Source organism: Bacillus sp. BB081 (assembly GCF_008368895.1).
GTDB classification, from domain to species: Bacteria; Bacillota; Bacilli; order Bacillales; family Bacillaceae_G; genus Bacillus_A; species Bacillus_A wiedmannii.
Map to the genome: position 1 here is coordinate 16,884 of NZ_QOZX01000050.1, position 16,624 is coordinate 33,507.

Here is a 16,624-nt window from a genome sequence, read left to right on the forward strand (position 1 = left end):
CCTTTCTCTCACCTAACGGGTTTACTTAGCAGTTTTACCTTCTTTACGACGAACAACTTCGCCTTCGTAACGAATACCTTTACCTTTATAAGGCTCAGGAGCACGTACAGCACGGATGTTAGCAGCAAATTCGCCAACACGTTGCTTGTCGATACCTTTGATTACGATTTTAGTTGGTACAGGTACTTCAACTTCAAGACCTGCTTCCGGAGTCATTTCTACTGGATGAGAATAACCTACGCTTAATACAAGTTTATCTCCTTGTTTTTGAGCACGGTAACCAACACCGACTAATTCAAGTCCGCGTGCGAAACCTGTAGTTACACCTTCAACCATGTTTCCGATTAAAGCACGAGTTGTACCGTGTAATGCACGGTGTTCCTTCTGTTCAGATGGACGCTCAACTGTTAGTGTATTTTCTTCAATTTTGATAGACATATCAGCATTGAATTTACGAGTTAATTCACCTTTAGGGCCTTTTACTGCTACAGTATTGTCTTCTGCAATTGTAATAGTAACACCTGCAGGGATTTCAAGAATCTTTTTACCAATACGAGACATGTGGTCACACCTCCGTTCGTTTTAAATATATATTACCAAACGTATGCTACTACTTCTCCACCAGTTTGTAATTGACGAGCGTCTTTGTCTGTCATTACTCCCTTAGATGTAGAAACAAGAGCGATACCTAATCCGTTAAGTACACGTGGTACTTCATCAGCTTTAGCGTAAACGCGTAAGCCAGGTTTACTGATACGTTTTAATCCAGTGATTACACGTTCATTGTTTGCACCATATTTCAGGAAAATACGAAGGATACCTTGTTTGTTATCCTCGATGTATTCTACATCACGAATGAAACCTTCACGTTTTAAAAGTTCAGCGATCTCTTTTTTGATTTTAGAAGCAGGAACCTCTAATTTCTCATGACGTACCATGTTCGCATTACGGATGCGAGTAAGCATGTCTGCAATTGGATCTGTCATCACCATGTGTTTTACCTCCTTCCCATTTGTGGGTTTTACCAACTAGCTTTTTTAACACCAGGAATTTGACCTTTATATGCAAGTTCACGGAAACAAATACGGCAAAGCTTAAATTTGCGGTATACAGAATGCGGACGACCGCAGCGTTCGCAACGTGTATACTCTTGTACTTTAAACTTAGGAGTACGCTTTTGTTTCGCTATCATAGATTTTTTAGCCACGTTTTCGCCTCCTCTACTTAGCGTTGGTTTCCATTATTTTTGGAATGGCATACCGAATTGTGTTAAAAGTTCACGAGCTTCTTCATCAGTTTTCGCTGTAGTAACGATTACGATGTCCATACCGCGGACTTTGCTTACTTTATCATAATCAATCTCAGGGAAGATAAGTTGCTCTTTAACACCTAATGTGTAGTTCCCACGACCATCGAATGATTTCTTAGAAACACCACGGAAATCACGTACACGTGGTAAAGAAACTGATACTAATTTGTCGAAGAACTCATACATTTGCTCGCCGCGTAAAGTTACTTTCGCACCGATTGGCATACCTTCACGAAGACGGAAACCAGCGATTGATTTTTTAGCACGAGTTACAACAGGTTTTTGACCTGCGATTTGTGTTAATTCTTCTACTGCATTGTCTAAAGCTTTTGAGTTAGATACCGCGTCACCAACACCAGTGTTGATTACGATCTTTTCGATTTTCGGTACTTCCATCACAGATTTATAGTTAAACTTGCTCACTAGAGCAGGAGTAATTTCCTTTTGGAACTTCTCTTTAAGGCGATTCAATGAAGTGACCTCCTTTCTTAAGAAAATTATTTATCTAATAATTCACCAGATTTTTTTGCAATACGAACTTTTTTACCATCTTCTACTTTGAAGCCTACGCGAGTAGGTTCACCTGTTTTCGGATCTAAAACCATAACGTTAGAAACGTGAATAGGTGCTTCTTTAGTAATAATTCCACCTTGTGGATTTAATTGAGATGGCTTAGAGTGTTTTTTAACGATGTTAACACCCTCAACGATAACACGGTTTTGCTTTGGGAAAGCCACAAGGATAACGCCTTGTTTTCCTTTGTCTTTTCCAGTGATTACCTGTACTTTATCACCTTTTTTTACATGCATCTTAATTCTGCACCTCCTTAGCAAGGCAATACCTTAAATTATAGAACTTCTGGAGCTAAAGAAACGATCTTCATGAAGTTGCTATCACGTAATTCACGAGCTACTGGTCCGAAGATACGAGTACCACGTGGGCTCTTATCGTCTTTGATGATAACCGCTGCGTTTTCATCAAATTTGATATAAGAACCGTCCGGACGACGAGCTCCGCTCTTCGTACGTACCACTACTGCTTTAACAACGTCACCTTTTTTAACAACGCCACCTGGTGTTGCTTGTTTTACCGTAGCAACGATAATGTCACCAATGTTAGCATATTTACGACCAGAGCCGCCTAATACTTTAATTGTTAAAAGTTCACGTGCACCAGAGTTGTCAGCAACTTTCAAACGAGATTCTTGTTGGATCATGTTATGAAACCTCCCTTCGGACTAAAAATTCCGATTCGTCTATTTAGATAATAACCGCTTCTTCAACGATTTCAACTAAACGGAAACGCTTAGTAGCAGAAAGCGGGCGAGTTTCCATGATTTTAACGATATCGCCAAGTTTCGCTTGGTTTTGCTCATCATGGGCTTTGTACTTCTTAGAATACTTAACACGTTTTCCGTACAAGGAATGAGTTTTGTAAGTTTCAACTAAAACTGTAATCGTTTTGTCCATTTTGTCAGACACAACACGACCAGTATAAACTTTGCGTTGGTTACGTTCGCTCACTATGCAAACCTCCCCTCAATTTATCGATTAATTCCGATCTCTCTTTCACGAACTACAGTTTTCATACGAGCAATTGCTTTACGCACTTCACGAATGCGAGTTGGATTCTCTAATTGTCCTGTAGCAAGTTGGAAGCGAAGATTGAACAATTCTTCCTTTAAAGCTTTAACTTTTGTTTCGATTTCGGCAGTGGTTAATTCACGAATATCATTAGTTTTCATTAGATTCACCACCATTTTCTTCACGTTTTACGAATTTACATTTCACAGGTAACTTGTGAGCTGCAAGACGTAATGCTTCGCGTGCTACCTCTTCAGATACACCCGCGATTTCGAACATAATTTTCCCAGGTTTTACTACTGCTACCCAGCCTTCTGGTGCCCCTTTACCGGAACCCATACGTACTTCTAGAGGTTTTGCAGTGTAAGGTTTAGAAGGGAAAATTTTAATCCATACTTTACCGCCACGTTTCATGTAACGAGTCATTGCACGACGAGCAGCTTCGATTTGACGGTTTGTAATCCATGAAGCAGCTTGTGCTTGTAAACCGAATTCACCGAAAGCAATTTCAGTTCCACCTTTTGCACGACCACGCATTTTACCACGATGCTCTCTACGATATTTTACGCGTTTTGGCATTAACATATTATTTTCCTCCTTCCTCAGAAGCTTTCTTTTTTGTAGGAAGGACTTCTCCACGGTAGATCCATACTTTTACGCCTAATTTACCGTATGTTGTATCAGCTTCAACTGCTGCATAGTCAATATCAGCGCGAAGTGTATGAAGTGGAACAGTTCCTTCACTGTAAGATTCTGCACGAGCGATATCAGCTCCGCCAAGACGACCAGAAACCTGTGTTTTAATACCTTTAGCACCTGCACGCATAGCACGTTGAATAACTTGCTTTTGTGCACGACGGAATGATACACGGTTTTCTAATTGACGAGCGATGTTTTCGCCTACTAATTTAGCGTTAAGATCAGCTCTCTTAACTTCTAAAATGTTGATGTGTACACGCTTGCCTGTTAATTGGTTAAGAGCTTTACGAAGTGCTTCAACTTCAGTACCACCTTTACCAATTACCATACCAGGTTTTGCAGTGTGAATTGTAACATTTACACGATTTGCTGCACGTTCGATTTCTACTTTAGCAACAGCAGAATCTTTTAAGCGTACAGTAATGTACTCACGGATTTTGATGTCTTCATGTAGTAATGTAGCATAATCTTTCTCTGCGAACCAACGAGATTCCCAGTCACGGATAACGCCGACACGAAGACCAATTGGATTAACCTTTTGACCCATCGATTATCCCTCCTTCTTTTCTGATACCACAACTGTAATGTGGCTTGTGCGTTTGTTAATTTGGCTTGCACGACCCATTGCACGTGGACGGAAACGTTTCAACGTTGGACCTTCGTCAACGAAAACTTTTTCAACAACTAGGTTGTTAATATCCATCTCATAATTGTGCTCTGCATTTGCGATTGCAGATTTTAAAACTTTCTCTACAACTGGAGAAGCAGTTTTTGGTGTGTGGTTAAGGATAGCAATCGCTTCACCCACTTGCTTACCTCGGATTAAGTCTACTACTAAACGAACTTTACGAGGAGCAATACGAACTGTTCTCGCTACTGCTTTAGCTTGCATTGAAGTGCCTCCTCTCATTATCTTCTAGTTTTCTTATCGTCAGCAAGGTGACCTTTATACGTACGAGTTGGTGCGAATTCACCTAACTTATGGCCAACCATATCCTCAGTGATGTACACAGGTACGTGTTTACGACCATCATATACAGCGATTGTGTGTCCGATGAACTGAGGGAAGATTGTTGAACGGCGAGACCAAGTTTTAACAACTTGTTTTTGCTCAGATGCAACTAATTTTTCCATTTTGCTCATTAAGTGATCATCGACAAATGGTCCTTTTTTTAAGCTACGAGCCATTTTGGTGCCTCCCTTCGTGATTGGCGTACGGTTCTAGAAATGAACCGTACTACAATCCCATTATTTTTTACGACGACGAACGATGAATTTGTCAGACGCTTTGTTTTTCTTACGAGTCTTGAATCCAAGAGTTGGTTTACCCCATGGAGACATTGGAGACTTACGTCCGATTGGAGAACGTCCTTCACCACCACCGTGTGGGTGATCAACCGGGTTCATTACAGAACCACGAACTGTTGGGCGTTTACCTAACCAGCGAGAGCGACCTGCTTTACCGATTTTGATAAGTTCGTGCTGTTCGTTACCTACTTGACCGATTGAAGCGCGACAAGCAGATAATACAAGACGTACTTCACCAGAAGTTAAACGTACAAGTACGTATTTACCTTCTTTACCAAGTACTTGAGCAGAAGTACCAGCAGAACGAACTAATTGTCCGCCACGACCAGGCTTAAGCTCGATATTATGAACAACAGTACCTACTGGAATGTTGATTAATGGTAATGCGTTACCGATTTTGATGTCAGCTTCTGGGCCAGACATAACTTCCATACCTACTTCTAAAGATTTAGGAGCAAGAATGTAACGTTTTTCACCGTCAACGTAGTTAATTAATGCGATATTCGCAGAGCGGTTTGGATCGTATTCGATCGTAGCAACGCGTCCTGGAATTCCATCTTTGTTACGCTTAAAGTCGATGATACGGTATTGACGCTTATGTCCGCCACCTTGATGACGTACAGTAATTTTACCTTGGTTATTACGACCAGCCTTCTTGCTTAAAGGAGCAAGTAATGACTTTTCTGGTCTGTCAGTCGTGATTTCAGCGAAATCATTCGTAGTCATATTACGACGACCGTTAGTAGTTGGATTATACTTTTTAATTCCCATCTCAATTTCCCTCCTTCTTTAGTAAGAATTAAACACCTTGGAAGATTTCGATTTCTTTGCTGTCAGCAGTTAGCTTAACGATTGCTTTACGACGACGGCTAGTAAAACCAGCGTGACGACCAACGCGTTTTGCTTTCGGCTTGTAGTTCATGATGTTCACTTTTTCTACTTTAACACCAAAGATCGCTTCAAGAGCATCTTTAACTTCTGTTTTATTAGATTTAACGTCCACATCGAACGTGTATTTTTTTTCAGCCATCATTTCCATAGAACGTTCAGTGATAACTGGGCGCTTAATGATATCACGAGGATCTCTCATTATGCAAGCACCTCCTCTACTTTTTCCACTGCCGCTTTTGTCATGATTAGCTTATCATGATGAAGCACGTCTAAAACGTTTACGCCATCAGCAGTGATTACTGTTACTCCAGGGATATTGCGAGCAGATAACTCTACAGATTCGTTTGCATCAGCAGTTACGATAAGAGCTTTCTTCTCAACAGTTAATCCTTTAAGTACTGCTAGCATGTCTTTTGTTTTTGGTGCATTTAACACTAGGTCTTCAAGAACTACAATGTTGTTCTCAACTACTTTAGTAGCTAATGCAGATTTGATTGCTAAACGACGAACCTTCTTAGGAAGTTTGTACGCATAGCTTCTTGGTGTAGGTCCGAATACCGTACCACCACCACGCCATTGAGGAGAGCGGATAGACCCTTGACGAGCACGTCCAGTTCCTTTTTGACGCCATGGTTTACGACCACCACCACGAACTTCAGAACGAGTTTTTACTTTGTGTGTACCTTGACGTAAAGATGCACGTTGCATCATTACAGCTTCGAAAAGTACAGCTTCATTTGGTTCGATACCGAAAATAGCTTCAGCTAATTCGATTTCACCAACCTGTGAACCAGTTTGGTTATATACAGTAACTTTTGGCATTGGAATTCCTCCTTCCTATTGTGAATTATTTGCTAACCTTCACAGCGCCTTGAACAACTACAAGAGATTTCTTAGCACCTGGAACGTTACCTTTTACTAGTAATAAGTTGCGCTCAGTGTCAACTTGAACGATTTCTAAGTTTTGGATAGTAACTTGGTCTCCACCCATACGTCCAGCAAGTTTTTTGCCTTTGAATACACGGTTCGGAGCAACTGGGCCCATTGAACCTGGACGACGGTGATAGCGAGAACCATGAGACATAGGTCCGCGAGATTGTCCGTGGCGTTTGATAACACCTTGGAAACCTTTACCTTTAGAAATTCCTGTTACGTCAACGATTTCACCTGCAGCGAAAACTTCAACTTTTACCTCTTGACCAACCTCTAATCCGTCCACGTCTGCATCGCGGATTTCGCGAATGAAGCGCTTAGGAGTTGTAGATGCTTTAGCAGTGTGGCCTTGTTCAGGTTTGTTAGTTAACTTTTCACGTTTATCTTCAAATCCTAACTGGATTGCATTGTAGCCATCAGTTTCAGTTGTTTTCTTTTGAAGAACAACGTTTGGATTAGCAGCGATAACTGTTACTGGGATTAACTCACCGTTCTCAGCAAATACTTGAGTCATACCGATCTTTCTTCCTAAGATTCCTTTGGTCATGAGTTACACCTCCTACATTTTTAAGTTATATGAATTATAGTTTGATTTCGATATCTACACCAGACGGTAAGTCTAAACGCATTAATGAATCTACTGTTTGTGGAGTAGGACTCACGATATCGATTAAACGTTTGTGTGTGCGCATTTCGAATTGCTCACGAGAATCTTTGTACTTATGAACAGCACGAAGAATTGTGTAAATAGTCTTCTCAGTTGGTAATGGGATCGGACCAGAAACTGTTGCCCCAGAACGCTTAGCTGTTTCTACAATTTTCTCAGCTGATTGATCAAGAATACGGTGATCATAAGCTTTTAAACGGATACGAATTTTTTCTTTTGCCATTATTTTCCCTCCTTCGTTCGCCTATTTCTAAAATAGACCTTCTCCATGGAAATTTCCCCACACCATGCCATGGCAAAGCGGCCGGGTGTGTCAGCAACCTTCCACTTCATCGCAGTCAAAGACCAACATTGTCTATTATACAATGTTATTCGTCTAGATGCAAGCATCTTTTTGTTTGCATCTGCTTTTCTCTACTTTTGCTATTATACATGGCACTTTAAAGAATTTCAAGTTTTCATCTCATAGAATCCGTTTTACAGTTTCTGGATTTTAGTTTTATTGATTTTGTATTACTATAGAAGAAACTCGTCAAAATATAAAAAAATCATTTCATTCATTATATAAATACAAATAAAAAACCCAAGGGAAAATCCCTTGGGTTTTTTTATATCAGTTAAGATTACTCAACGATAGTAGCAACTACACCGTAACCTACTGTACGTCCACCTTCACGAATAGAGAATTTAGTTCCCTCTTCGATAGCGATTGGAGCGATAAGTTCGATAGTCATTTCGATGTTGTCACCAGGCATTACCATTTCAGTACCTTCTGGTAATTGGATGATACCAGTTACGTCAGTTGTACGGAAGTAGAACTGAGGACGGTAGTTAGCGAAGAATGGAGTGTGACGTCCACCTTCTTCTTTAGATAATACGAAAACTTCAGCTTTGAATTTAGCGTGAGCTTTTACAGAGCCAGTTTTAGCAAGAACTTGTCCACGTTGGATGTCTTCACGAGCAACCCCACGAAGTAAAGCACCGATGTTGTCTCCAGCTTGAGCTTGGTCAAGAAGTTTACGGAACATCTCTACACCAGTTACAGTTGTAGAAGCATTTTCTTCAGCAAGACCGATGATTTCTACTACGTCACCAACTTTAACGATTCCGCGCTCTACACGACCAGTTGCAACTGTACCACGACCTGTGATAGAGAATACATCCTCGATAGGCATTAAGAATGGTTTGTCAGTTTCACGTTCTGGAGTTGGGATGTAAGCATCAACTTCAGTCATTAATTCAATGATTTTTGCTTCCCAATCAGCTTCTCCTTGAAGAGCTTTAAGAGCAGAACCTTTGATTACAGGAATATCGTCGCCTGGGAATCCGTATTCAGATAATAGGTCGCGAACTTCCATTTCTACTAATTCTAATAATTCTTCGTCGTCTACCATGTCGCATTTGTTTAAGAATACAACGATGTAAGGAACACCTACTTGACGAGAAAGAAGGATGTGCTCACGTGTTTGAGGCATTGGGCCATCAGCAGCAGATACTACTAAGATACCGCCGTCCATTTGAGCAGCACCAGTGATCATGTTTTTAACATAGTCAGCGTGACCTGGGCAGTCAACGTGTGCATAGTGACGAGTTTCAGTTTCGTACTCAACGTGTGCAGTTGAGATTGTGATTCCGCGCTCTCTTTCTTCTGGAGCAGCGTCGATTTGATCGTATCCGCGTGCTTCAGCACCACCAGCTTTTGCAAGAACTGTAGTGATCGCAGCAGTTAATGTAGTTTTACCATGGTCAACGTGGCCGATTGTACCGATGTTAACATGGGGTTTAGAACGTTCGAATTTAGCTTTAGCCATTCTAAATTCCTCCTTAGTTTATATAGGTTATTTTATATTTAGACTAGAAAGTGAAACTTACGTCCCACTTTCTAAGCTTACATAAGTAGTTATACTTGAACAATCGATAAAAATCAATTATTCACCTTTATTTTTTTTAATAATTTCTTCAGAAACAGACTTCGGTACTTCTTCATAATGATCAAATGTCATTGAGAATGTTCCGCGTCCTTGAGTGTTAGAACGTAATGCCGTTGCATAACCGAACATTTCAGAAAGTGGAACCATAGCGCGAACAACTTGTGCGTTACCGCGAGCTTCCATACCTTCTACACGTCCACGACGAGATGTTACGTCGCCCATAATGTCACCCATGTACTCTTCAGGAATTACAACTTCAACTTTCATCATTGGCTCAAGAATTACTGGGCTACATTTAGAAACCGCAGCTTTAAGTGCCATAGATGCAGCGATTTTGAACGCCATCTCAGATGAATCGACATCATGGTAAGATCCGTCAACTAACGCAGCTTTGATGTCAACTAGTGGATAACCAGCTAGTACACCATTTTTAAGTGAGTCTTCAAGACCCGCTCCAACAGCTGGGATGTATTCACGTGGAACTACACCGCCGACGATTTTGTTTTGGAATTCAAAACCTTTACCTTCTTCATTAGGTTCAAACTCAATCCAAACGTGACCGAATTGTCCACGACCACCAGATTGACGAGCGAACTTACCTTCAACTTTCGCAGCAGCGCGGAAAGTCTCACGGTATGCTACCTGAGGAGCACCAACGTTTGCTTCCACTTTGAATTCACGGCGCATACGGTCAACGATGATATCAAGGTGAAGTTCACCCATACCAGCGATGATTGTTTGGCCAGTTTCTTGGTCAGTGTGAGCACGGAATGTTGGATCTTCTTCAGAAAGCTTAGATAATGCTGTACCCATTTTATCTTGGTCAGCTTTAGATTTTGGTTCGATAGCTACAGAGATAACTGGCTCTGGGAATTCCATAGACTCAAGGATAACAAGACTCTTCTCATCACAAAGAGTATCACCTGTAGTAGTATCTTTTAAACCTACAGCAGCAGCGATATCACCAGCGTAAACTGTTGAAATCTCTTCACGGCTGTTAGCGTGCATTTGTAGGATACGACCTACACGCTCACGCTTACCTTTAGTTGAGTTTTTCACGTATGATCCAGAGTTTAACACACCAGAATACACACGGAAGAACGTTAACTTACCAACATAAGGGTCAGTCATGATTTTGAATGCTAAAGCTGCGAATGGTTCTTCATCGCTAGACTTACGTTCGATTTCTTCCTCTGTATCCGGAAGAGTACCTTTAATAGCTGGTACGTCTAATGGAGATGGTAGGTAGTCGATAACTGCGTCTAACAGAATTTGAACACCTTTATTTTTGAATGCAGAACCACAGATTACTGGGAAGAATTCTACAGAAGTTGTAGCCTTACGGATACCAGCTTTAAGCTCTTCTACAGTGATTTCTTCACCTTCTAGGTACTTCATCATCATTTCTTCATCAAGCTCAGCTACCGCTTCAATAAGTTTTCCACGGTATTCTGCAGCTAATTCTTTGTGCTCTTCAGGAATTTCAACACGCTCGATGTCTGTTCCTAAATCGTTACCGTACATGTAAGCACATTCTTCAACAAGGTCAATGATACCATTGAACTCATCTTCAGCACCGATTGGTAACTGAATTGGGTGTGCGTTTGCTTGTAAACGATCGTGGATTGTTCCTACAGAGTATAAGAAATCCGCACCAATCTTATCCATTTTGTTAACGAATACGATACGAGGTACACCGTAAGTAGTAGCCTGACGCCAAACAGTTTCTGTTTGTGGTTCTACACCAGATTGTGCATCAAGTACTGCTACCGCACCATCAAGTACGCGTAAAGAACGTTCTACTTCTACTGTAAAGTCTACGTGTCCTGGAGTGTCAATGATGTTTACACGGTGACCTTTCCATTGAGCTGTAGTTGCAGCAGAAGTAATTGTGATACCACGCTCTTGCTCTTGCTCCATCCAGTCCATCTGAGATGCACCTTCATGAGTTTCACCGATTTTATGAATACGTCCTGTATAATACAGAATACGCTCAGTTGCTGTTGTTTTACCAGCATCGATGTGAGCCATGATACCAATATTACGAGTGTTTTCTAAAGAGAACTCTCTTGTCATTTGGTGTCTTGCTCCTTCCATATATGGATTGGATTTTTTTATTTTAAGTAGCAAAAAAGCCACTTTATATTGTTACACATGTCAGTATGTCCAGTACCCTCATTATGTAAAACGAGCGCCCAACGAAAGGGAGAGGCATTCTCCCTCTCCACACTTCCATAAGCGACAAATAAAGCGGTTTATGCTTACATTTATTTTACGTTGAATCCTACCAACGGTAATGAGCAAATGCTTTGTTAGCTTCTGCCATTTTATGAGTGTCTTCACGTTTCTTAACAGATGCACCAGCATTGTTAGCTGCATCTAAGATTTCGTAAGCTAGACGCTCTTCCATAGTTTTTTCACCACGAAGACGAGCATAGTTTACTAACCAGCGAAGACCTAAAGTTGTACGGCGTTCTGGACGAACCTCAACTGGAACTTGGTAGTTAGCACCACCAACACGACGAGCACGTACTTCAAGAACAGGCATGATGTTCTTAAGAGCTTGCTCGAATACTTCCATAGGGTCTTTATCTGAACGTTCACGAACGATATCGAAAGCGTTATAAAGAATTGTTTGAGATTTACCTTTTTTACCGTCAACCATCATTTTGTTGATAAGGCGTGTTACTAGCTTAGACTTGTACATTGGATCTGGTAACACGTCACGTTTCGCAACAGGTCCTTTACGAGGCATATTGAGTTCCTCCTTTCATTATAAGTTTATTATTTTTTAGCAGGTTTTGGTCGCTTAGTACCATATTTAGAACGTCCTTGCATACGTTTGTCAACACCAGCTGTATCAAGCGCACCACGAACGATGTGGTAACGTACCCCTGGTAAATCCTTTACTCGACCACCGCGAATTAATACTACGCTATGCTCTTGTAGGTTATGACCGATACCTGGGATGTAAGCTGTAACCTCGATACCGTTTGTTAAACGTACACGAGCGTATTTACGTAACGCTGAGTTAGGTTTCTTTGGAGTCATTGTACCAACACGAGTACATACACCACGTTTTTGAGGTGCAGAGATATCAGTTGATTTTTTCTTTAAAGAGTTGAACCCTTTGTTTAACGCAGGTGATTTAGATTTCCATACTTTATCAGTACGACCATTTCTCACTAATTGGTTAATAGTAGGCATTTGATTATCCTCCCTTCGCATGTTTGTATGACCACATATCCAGGTGGTTCATTATTAGTTGAAAACAAAGTTTTTGCAAGGAAGAGCAAATGCTCTCTCCTCACAAAAACAGTTTTAACTTATTATTCCTATTGCTGAAGCTCCCACTTGAATCCCCGAAACTTTTCCAAGCTTACGAACTGATTCAACTTTGGTTATGGGTATGTTATGTTGCAAGGCGGTATGAATGATCATATGGGTTAACCGCATATCAGCATCTTCCGCAATAACAACTTCTTTAACTATACCATTTTTGATTGCCTCCAATGTGCGTTTATGACCAACGACTACATTTTCAGCATTTGACACTTTTTGATAAGACATATAAATATCCTCCAAAGCATCGTTCAGGAGCAACCTTGATTATAGTAACATTTTGACTCATACAATGTCAACTAGGATTAACTGTTTTTATACAAAATTTACGACGGAAAATTTTACTGTTCCACATAAACTTCATCGTTTTCTACATTCATGTCACCTTGTGTTGTTTTTACAAGATCCACTTTGCGATAACGATTCATACCTGTTCCAGCAGGAACAAGTTTACCGATAATAACATTTTCTTTCAATCCTAGAAGCTCATCGCGTTTACCCTTAATCGCTGCATCAGTTAAGACACGTGTCGTTTCTTGGAACGATGCTGCAGATAAGAATGAATCAGTTTCAAGTGAAGCTTTTGTAATACCAAGTAGAACAGGTCTAGCCGTTGCTGGTTGTTTACCTTTCAGTAACACCTTCGCATTCGCATCAGTAAACTGATGGATATCTAGTAGTGTTCCTGGTAATACATCTGTTTCACCCGCATCACTTACACGAACTTTACGTAACATTTGACGTACCATTACTTCTACGTGTTTGTCACCAATTTCTACCCCTTGCATACGGTATACTTTTTGAACTTCACGTAGTAAGTATTCTTGAACCGCCGTAATGTCCGTTACTTTTAGTAATTCTTTCGGATCAATAGAACCTTCTGTTAACTCTTTACCGTGGCTAATTGGCTGTCCTAGAGTTACTTTCAGACGCGCACCGTAAGGAATAGCATACGTACGAGCTTCAACTTCACCCTGTACAACTACTTCTTGGCGATCTTTAACATCGTTGATCGCTGCGATAACACCATCGATTTCACTGATAACTGCCTGACCTTTCGGATTACGAGCTTCGAAGATCTCTTGGATACGAGGTAAACCTTGAGTGATATCATCTCCGGCAACCCCACCTGTATGGAACGTACGCATCGTTAACTGTGTACCTGGCTCACCGATAGATTGAGCTGCGATAATACCTACCGCTTCTCCTACTTCTACGTCTGTACCAGTTGCTAAGTTACGACCGTAACACTTCTTACATACACCGTGGCGAGTGTTACACGTGAACGCTGAACGAATGTTTACAGTTTCAACACCCGAATTTTCAACGATATGAGCGATATCTTCAGTAATTAGTTGGTTTTCACTAACTAATACTTCACCTGTTTCAGGATGTTTTACAGTTTTTCTTGCAAAACGTCCAACAAGACGATCATATAATGACTCAATTACTTCATTACCCTCTTTAATCGCACCAATTAATAGACCACGATCTGTTCCACAATCATCTTCACGGACAATTACATCTTGTGCAACGTCTACAAGACGACGTGTTAAGTAACCAGAATCGGCAGTTTTAAGTGCTGTATCGGCAAGACCTTTACGCGCACCATGCGTAGAGATGAAGTACTCAAGTACTGTTAAACCTTCACGGAAACTTGATTTAATTGGAAGTTCGATAATACGACCAGATGGATTGGCCATCAGACCACGCATACCAGCAAGCTGAGTAAAGTTCGATGCGTTACCACGGGCACCGGAATCACTCATCATGAAGATTGGGTTGCGTTTATTCAAGGATTTCATCAGTTTTCCTTGGATAACATCTTTTGCATTACTCCAAATAGAGATAACGCGATCGTAACGTTCTTCTTCCGTGATTAAACCGCGACGGAATTGTTTAATTACATTATCTACTTTTGCTTGTGCTTCATGGAGAATTTCATCTTTTTCGCCTAATACAAGAATGTCAGATACCCCAACTGTAATACCAGCTTTTGTAGAGTACTTAAATCCTAAGTTTTTCATGCGGTCAAGCATGCGAGATGTTTCCGTAATTTGGAAACGTTTGAATACTTCCGCAATGATGTTACCAAGGATCTTCTTGCTAAATGGCGCCACTTCTTCGCGACTAGCAATAATTTCTTTAATGTTCGCACCTTTTTCAACGAAATATTCCGCTGGTGTTTCTTTTTCAAGGTTTGAGTTTGTCGGTTCATTAATATAAGGGAACGACTCTGGTAAGATTTCGTTAAATATTAATTTACCAACTGTTGTTAATAGAAGCTTACTCTTTTGCTCTTCAGTAAACGTTACATTATTTACCGAACTTGCAGCAACTGCAACACGTGTGTGCAGATGTACATATCCATTTTGGTATGCAAGTATTGCTTCGTTTGCATCTTTGAAGACCATACCTTCACCGATTGCGCCTTCACGCTCAAGTGTTAAGTAGTAGTTACCTAATACCATATCCTGAGATGGAGTAACAACTGGTTTTCCGTCTTTTGGATTCAAGATGTTTTGTGCCGCTAACATAAGAATACGAGCTTCTGCTTGTGCCTCTGATGATAACGGTACGTGAACTGCCATTTGGTCACCGTCAAAGTCCGCGTTGTATGCAGTACATACAAGTGGGTGAAGACGAATTGCGCGACCTTCTACTAATGTAGGTTCAAACGCCTGGATACCAAGACGGTGAAGTGTTGGTGCGCGGTTTAGAAGTACTGGATGCTCTTTGATCACAGATTCTAAAACGTCCCAAACTTCAGGTTGTACACGCTCAATTTTACGTTTAGCACTCTTAATGTTGTGCGCTAAACCTTTTCCAACTAACTCTTTCATAACGAAAGGCTTAAACAATTCAAGCGCCATTTCTTTCGGTAATCCACATTGGTACATCTTTAAGTTCGGTCCTACAACGATTACAGAACGGCCAGAGTAGTCAACACGTTTACCTAATAAGTTTTGACGGAAACGTCCTTGTTTACCTTTAAGCATGTGAGATAGTGATTTTAATGGACGGTTACCTGGTCCAGTAACTGGACGGCCACGGCGACCATTATCGATTAATGCGTCTACAGCTTCTTGTAACATACGTTTTTCGTTTTGAACGATGATGCTTGGTGCACCTAAGTCCAATAGACGTTTTAAACGATTATTACGGTTAATTACACGACGGTATAAGTCGTTTAAGTCAGAAGTAGCAAAACGTCCACCATCCAACTGTACCATTGGGCGTAGTTCTGGCGGGATAACTGGAAGAACATCTAGGATCATCCAAGATGGGTGATTTCCAGAGTTACGGAATGCTTCTAATACTTCTAGACGTTTAATAGCACGAGTACGGCGTTGTCCTTGCGCTGTTTTTAATTCTTCTTTTAAGAAGTCTACTTCTTTATCTAAATCGATGTCTTGTAGTAGCTTTTTAATCGCTTCCGCACCCATAGCAGCTTGGAATGTGCTACCATATCGATCACGATATGCACGGTATTCTTTTTCAGAAAGTAATTGCTTCTTATCAAGTGGTGTATCTCCACTTTCTGTTACAACATAAGAAGCGAAATAAATTACTTCTTCAAGCGCGCGAGGGGACATGTCTAAGACAAGTCCCATGCGGCTCGGGATACCTTTGAAATACCAAATATGAGATACAGGAGCAGCTAATTCGATATGACCCATACGTTCACGACGAACTTTTGCACGCGTTACTTCAACGCCACATCGATCACAAACTACACCTTTATAACGTACACGTTTGTATTTTCCGCAATGACATTCCCAGTCCTTTTGTGGTCCGAAAATACGCTCACAGAACAAGCCATCTTTTTCAGGCTTTAACGTACGATAGTTAATTGTTTCTGGTTTCTTAACTTCACCGTATGACCAAGAACGAATCTTGTCAGGTGAAGCAAGTCCAATCTTCATATATTCAAAGTTATTTACATCTATCAAGGGGCCTA

Annotated in this window: 23 protein-coding genes; all 23 read right to left on the reverse strand. The window is 40.8% G+C overall.

The window, feature by feature from the left end; translation table 11 throughout:
- Positions 1-21: 21 nt before the first annotated feature.
- Positions 22-561, reverse strand: a complete 540-nt coding sequence (gene rplF, locus DN394_RS20485; RefSeq protein WP_000086550.1) for a 50S ribosomal protein L6 — start codon at positions 559-561, stop codon at positions 22-24.
- 32 nt (positions 562-593) lie between these two features.
- Entirely contained in the window at positions 594-992 is a 399-nt protein-coding gene (gene rpsH / locus DN394_RS20490; RefSeq protein ID WP_000245511.1) for a 30S ribosomal protein S8, read from the reverse strand.
- Between the two features lie 29 nt (positions 993-1,021).
- Entirely contained in the window at positions 1,022-1,207 is a 186-nt protein-coding gene (gene rpsN, locus DN394_RS20495; protein WP_001085700.1) for a 30S ribosomal protein S14, read from the reverse strand.
- 33 nt (positions 1,208-1,240) lie between these two features.
- Positions 1,241-1,780: a 50S ribosomal protein L5 gene (rplE, locus tag DN394_RS20500; protein WP_001080829.1), complete on the reverse strand. Its 540-nt coding sequence runs from the start codon at positions 1,778-1,780 to the stop codon at positions 1,241-1,243.
- 26 nt (positions 1,781-1,806) lie between these two features.
- Entirely contained in the window at positions 1,807-2,118 is a 312-nt protein-coding gene (rplX, locus tag DN394_RS20505) for a 50S ribosomal protein L24 (protein ID WP_000558201.1), read from the reverse strand.
- A 38-nt stretch (positions 2,119-2,156) separates the two neighbouring features.
- Complete coding sequence (rplN, locus tag DN394_RS20510; protein WP_000615912.1) at positions 2,157-2,525, reverse strand: 50S ribosomal protein L14; 369 nt, start codon at positions 2,523-2,525, stop codon at positions 2,157-2,159.
- A 43-nt stretch (positions 2,526-2,568) separates the two neighbouring features.
- Complete coding sequence (gene rpsQ / locus DN394_RS20515; RefSeq protein WP_000004106.1) at positions 2,569-2,832, reverse strand: 30S ribosomal protein S17; 264 nt, start codon at positions 2,830-2,832, stop codon at positions 2,569-2,571.
- Positions 2,833-2,852: 20 nt separating this feature from the next.
- A complete protein-coding gene (gene rpmC, locus DN394_RS20520; RefSeq protein WP_000855718.1) occupies positions 2,853-3,053 on the reverse strand; it encodes a 50S ribosomal protein L29 in 201 nt (66 codons plus the stop codon).
- Positions 3,043-3,477, reverse strand: coding sequence for a 50S ribosomal protein L16 (gene rplP, locus DN394_RS20525; RefSeq protein WP_000928969.1), 435 nt, complete (start codon positions 3,475-3,477; stop codon positions 3,043-3,045). The genes rpmC and rplP overlap by 11 nt, the downstream gene beginning before the upstream one ends.
- Before the next feature lies 1 nt (position 3,478).
- Positions 3,479-4,138, reverse strand: a complete 660-nt coding sequence (gene rpsC / locus DN394_RS20530) for a 30S ribosomal protein S3 (RefSeq protein WP_000529958.1) — start codon at positions 4,136-4,138, stop codon at positions 3,479-3,481.
- A gap of 3 nt (positions 4,139-4,141) precedes the next feature.
- Complete coding sequence (gene rplV, locus DN394_RS20535) at positions 4,142-4,483, reverse strand: 50S ribosomal protein L22 (protein ID WP_001148024.1); 342 nt, start codon at positions 4,481-4,483, stop codon at positions 4,142-4,144.
- A gap of 17 nt (positions 4,484-4,500) precedes the next feature.
- The gene (gene rpsS, locus DN394_RS20540; RefSeq protein WP_000124454.1) at positions 4,501-4,779 is read right to left on the reverse strand and encodes a 30S ribosomal protein S19; all 279 of its coding nucleotides are present in this window, start codon (positions 4,777-4,779) and stop codon (positions 4,501-4,503) included.
- A gap of 60 nt (positions 4,780-4,839) precedes the next feature.
- Complete coding sequence (gene rplB / locus DN394_RS20545) at positions 4,840-5,670, reverse strand: 50S ribosomal protein L2 (protein ID WP_000511583.1); 831 nt, start codon at positions 5,668-5,670, stop codon at positions 4,840-4,842.
- Positions 5,671-5,698: 28 nt separating this feature from the next.
- The gene (rplW, locus tag DN394_RS20550) at positions 5,699-5,989 is read right to left on the reverse strand and encodes a 50S ribosomal protein L23 (protein ID WP_001205558.1); all 291 of its coding nucleotides are present in this window, start codon (positions 5,987-5,989) and stop codon (positions 5,699-5,701) included.
- Positions 5,989-6,612 carry a 50S ribosomal protein L4 gene (rplD, locus tag DN394_RS20555; RefSeq protein ID WP_001127258.1) on the reverse strand — a complete coding sequence of 208 codons (624 nt, stop codon included), beginning with the start codon at positions 6,610-6,612 and terminating at the stop codon, positions 5,989-5,991. Before rplD ends, rplW begins: the two co-directional genes overlap by 1 nt.
- A 25-nt stretch (positions 6,613-6,637) precedes the next feature.
- Complete coding sequence (gene rplC / locus DN394_RS20560) at positions 6,638-7,270, reverse strand: 50S ribosomal protein L3 (RefSeq protein ID WP_000160209.1); 633 nt, start codon at positions 7,268-7,270, stop codon at positions 6,638-6,640.
- A 34-nt stretch (positions 7,271-7,304) separates the two neighbouring features.
- The gene (gene rpsJ, locus DN394_RS20565; RefSeq protein ID WP_001040595.1) at positions 7,305-7,613 is read right to left on the reverse strand and encodes a 30S ribosomal protein S10; all 309 of its coding nucleotides are present in this window, start codon (positions 7,611-7,613) and stop codon (positions 7,305-7,307) included.
- 400 nt (positions 7,614-8,013) lie between these two features.
- The gene (gene tuf / locus DN394_RS20570) at positions 8,014-9,201 is read right to left on the reverse strand and encodes an elongation factor Tu (protein ID WP_001029617.1); all 1,188 of its coding nucleotides are present in this window, start codon (positions 9,199-9,201) and stop codon (positions 8,014-8,016) included.
- Positions 9,202-9,318: 117 nt separating this feature from the next.
- A complete protein-coding gene (gene fusA, locus DN394_RS20575; protein ID WP_000196382.1) occupies positions 9,319-11,397 on the reverse strand; it encodes an elongation factor G in 2,079 nt (692 codons plus the stop codon).
- A 208-nt stretch (positions 11,398-11,605) separates the two neighbouring features.
- On the reverse strand, positions 11,606-12,076 hold the full coding sequence (gene rpsG / locus DN394_RS20580; protein WP_001137489.1) for a 30S ribosomal protein S7: 471 nt from the start codon (positions 12,074-12,076) through the stop codon (positions 11,606-11,608).
- Between the two features lie 29 nt (positions 12,077-12,105).
- Positions 12,106-12,528, reverse strand: a complete 423-nt coding sequence (gene rpsL, locus DN394_RS20585) for a 30S ribosomal protein S12 (protein WP_001142341.1) — start codon at positions 12,526-12,528, stop codon at positions 12,106-12,108.
- A 114-nt stretch (positions 12,529-12,642) separates the two neighbouring features.
- Positions 12,643-12,891: a ribosomal L7Ae/L30e/S12e/Gadd45 family protein gene (locus DN394_RS20590; protein ID WP_046958116.1), complete on the reverse strand. Its 249-nt coding sequence runs from the start codon at positions 12,889-12,891 to the stop codon at positions 12,643-12,645.
- Positions 12,892-13,004: 113 nt separating this feature from the next.
- Positions 13,005-16,616, reverse strand: a complete 3,612-nt coding sequence (gene rpoC / locus DN394_RS20595) for a DNA-directed RNA polymerase subunit beta' (protein WP_000567950.1) — start codon at positions 16,614-16,616, stop codon at positions 13,005-13,007.
- Positions 16,617-16,624: the final 8 nt, after the last annotated feature.

Excerpts from the sequence above, each read along its gene's own strand:
- rpsS (WP_000124454.1), bottom strand. The coding sequence starts at position 4,779 with ATGGCTCGTAGCTTAAAAAAAGGACCATTTGTCGATGATCACTTAATG.
- rpmC (WP_000855718.1), bottom strand. The coding sequence starts at position 3,053 with ATGAAAACTAATGATATTCGTGAATTAACCACTGCCGAAATCGAAACA.
- rplW (WP_001205558.1), bottom strand. The coding sequence starts at position 5,989 with ATGAGAGATCCTCGTGATATCATTAAGCGCCCAGTTATCACTGAACGT.
- rplD (WP_001127258.1), bottom strand. The coding sequence starts at position 6,612 with ATGCCAAAAGTTACTGTATATAACCAAACTGGTTCACAGGTTGGTGAA.
- rplF (WP_000086550.1), bottom strand. The coding sequence starts at position 561 with ATGTCTCGTATTGGTAAAAAGATTCTTGAAATCCCTGCAGGTGTTACT.
- fusA (WP_000196382.1), bottom strand. The coding sequence starts at position 11,397 with ATGACAAGAGAGTTCTCTTTAGAAAACACTCGTAATATTGGTATCATG.
- rpsC (WP_000529958.1), bottom strand. The coding sequence starts at position 4,138 with ATGGGTCAAAAGGTTAATCCAATTGGTCTTCGTGTCGGCGTTATCCGT.
- tuf (WP_001029617.1), bottom strand. The coding sequence starts at position 9,201 with ATGGCTAAAGCTAAATTCGAACGTTCTAAACCCCATGTTAACATCGGT.
- rplN (WP_000615912.1), bottom strand. The coding sequence starts at position 2,525 with ATGATCCAACAAGAATCTCGTTTGAAAGTTGCTGACAACTCTGGTGCA.
- rplC (WP_000160209.1), bottom strand. The coding sequence starts at position 7,270 with ATGACCAAAGGAATCTTAGGAAGAAAGATCGGTATGACTCAAGTATTT.
- rpsG (WP_001137489.1), bottom strand. The coding sequence starts at position 12,076 with ATGCCTCGTAAAGGACCTGTTGCGAAACGTGACGTGTTACCAGATCCA.
- rplV (WP_001148024.1), bottom strand. The coding sequence starts at position 4,483 with ATGCAAGCTAAAGCAGTAGCGAGAACAGTTCGTATTGCTCCTCGTAAA.
- rpsH (WP_000245511.1), bottom strand. The coding sequence starts at position 992 with ATGGTGATGACAGATCCAATTGCAGACATGCTTACTCGCATCCGTAAT.
- rplP (WP_000928969.1), bottom strand. The coding sequence starts at position 3,477 with ATGTTAATGCCAAAACGCGTAAAATATCGTAGAGAGCATCGTGGTAAA.
- rpsJ (WP_001040595.1), bottom strand. The coding sequence starts at position 7,613 with ATGGCAAAAGAAAAAATTCGTATCCGTTTAAAAGCTTATGATCACCGT.
- DN394_RS20590 (WP_046958116.1), bottom strand. The coding sequence starts at position 12,891 with ATGTCTTATCAAAAAGTGTCAAATGCTGAAAATGTAGTCGTTGGTCAT.
- rpsL (WP_001142341.1), bottom strand. The coding sequence starts at position 12,528 with ATGCCTACTATTAACCAATTAGTGAGAAATGGTCGTACTGATAAAGTA.
- rplB (WP_000511583.1), bottom strand. The coding sequence starts at position 5,670 with ATGGGAATTAAAAAGTATAATCCAACTACTAACGGTCGTCGTAATATG.
- rplX (WP_000558201.1), bottom strand. The coding sequence starts at position 2,118 with ATGCATGTAAAAAAAGGTGATAAAGTACAGGTAATCACTGGAAAAGAC.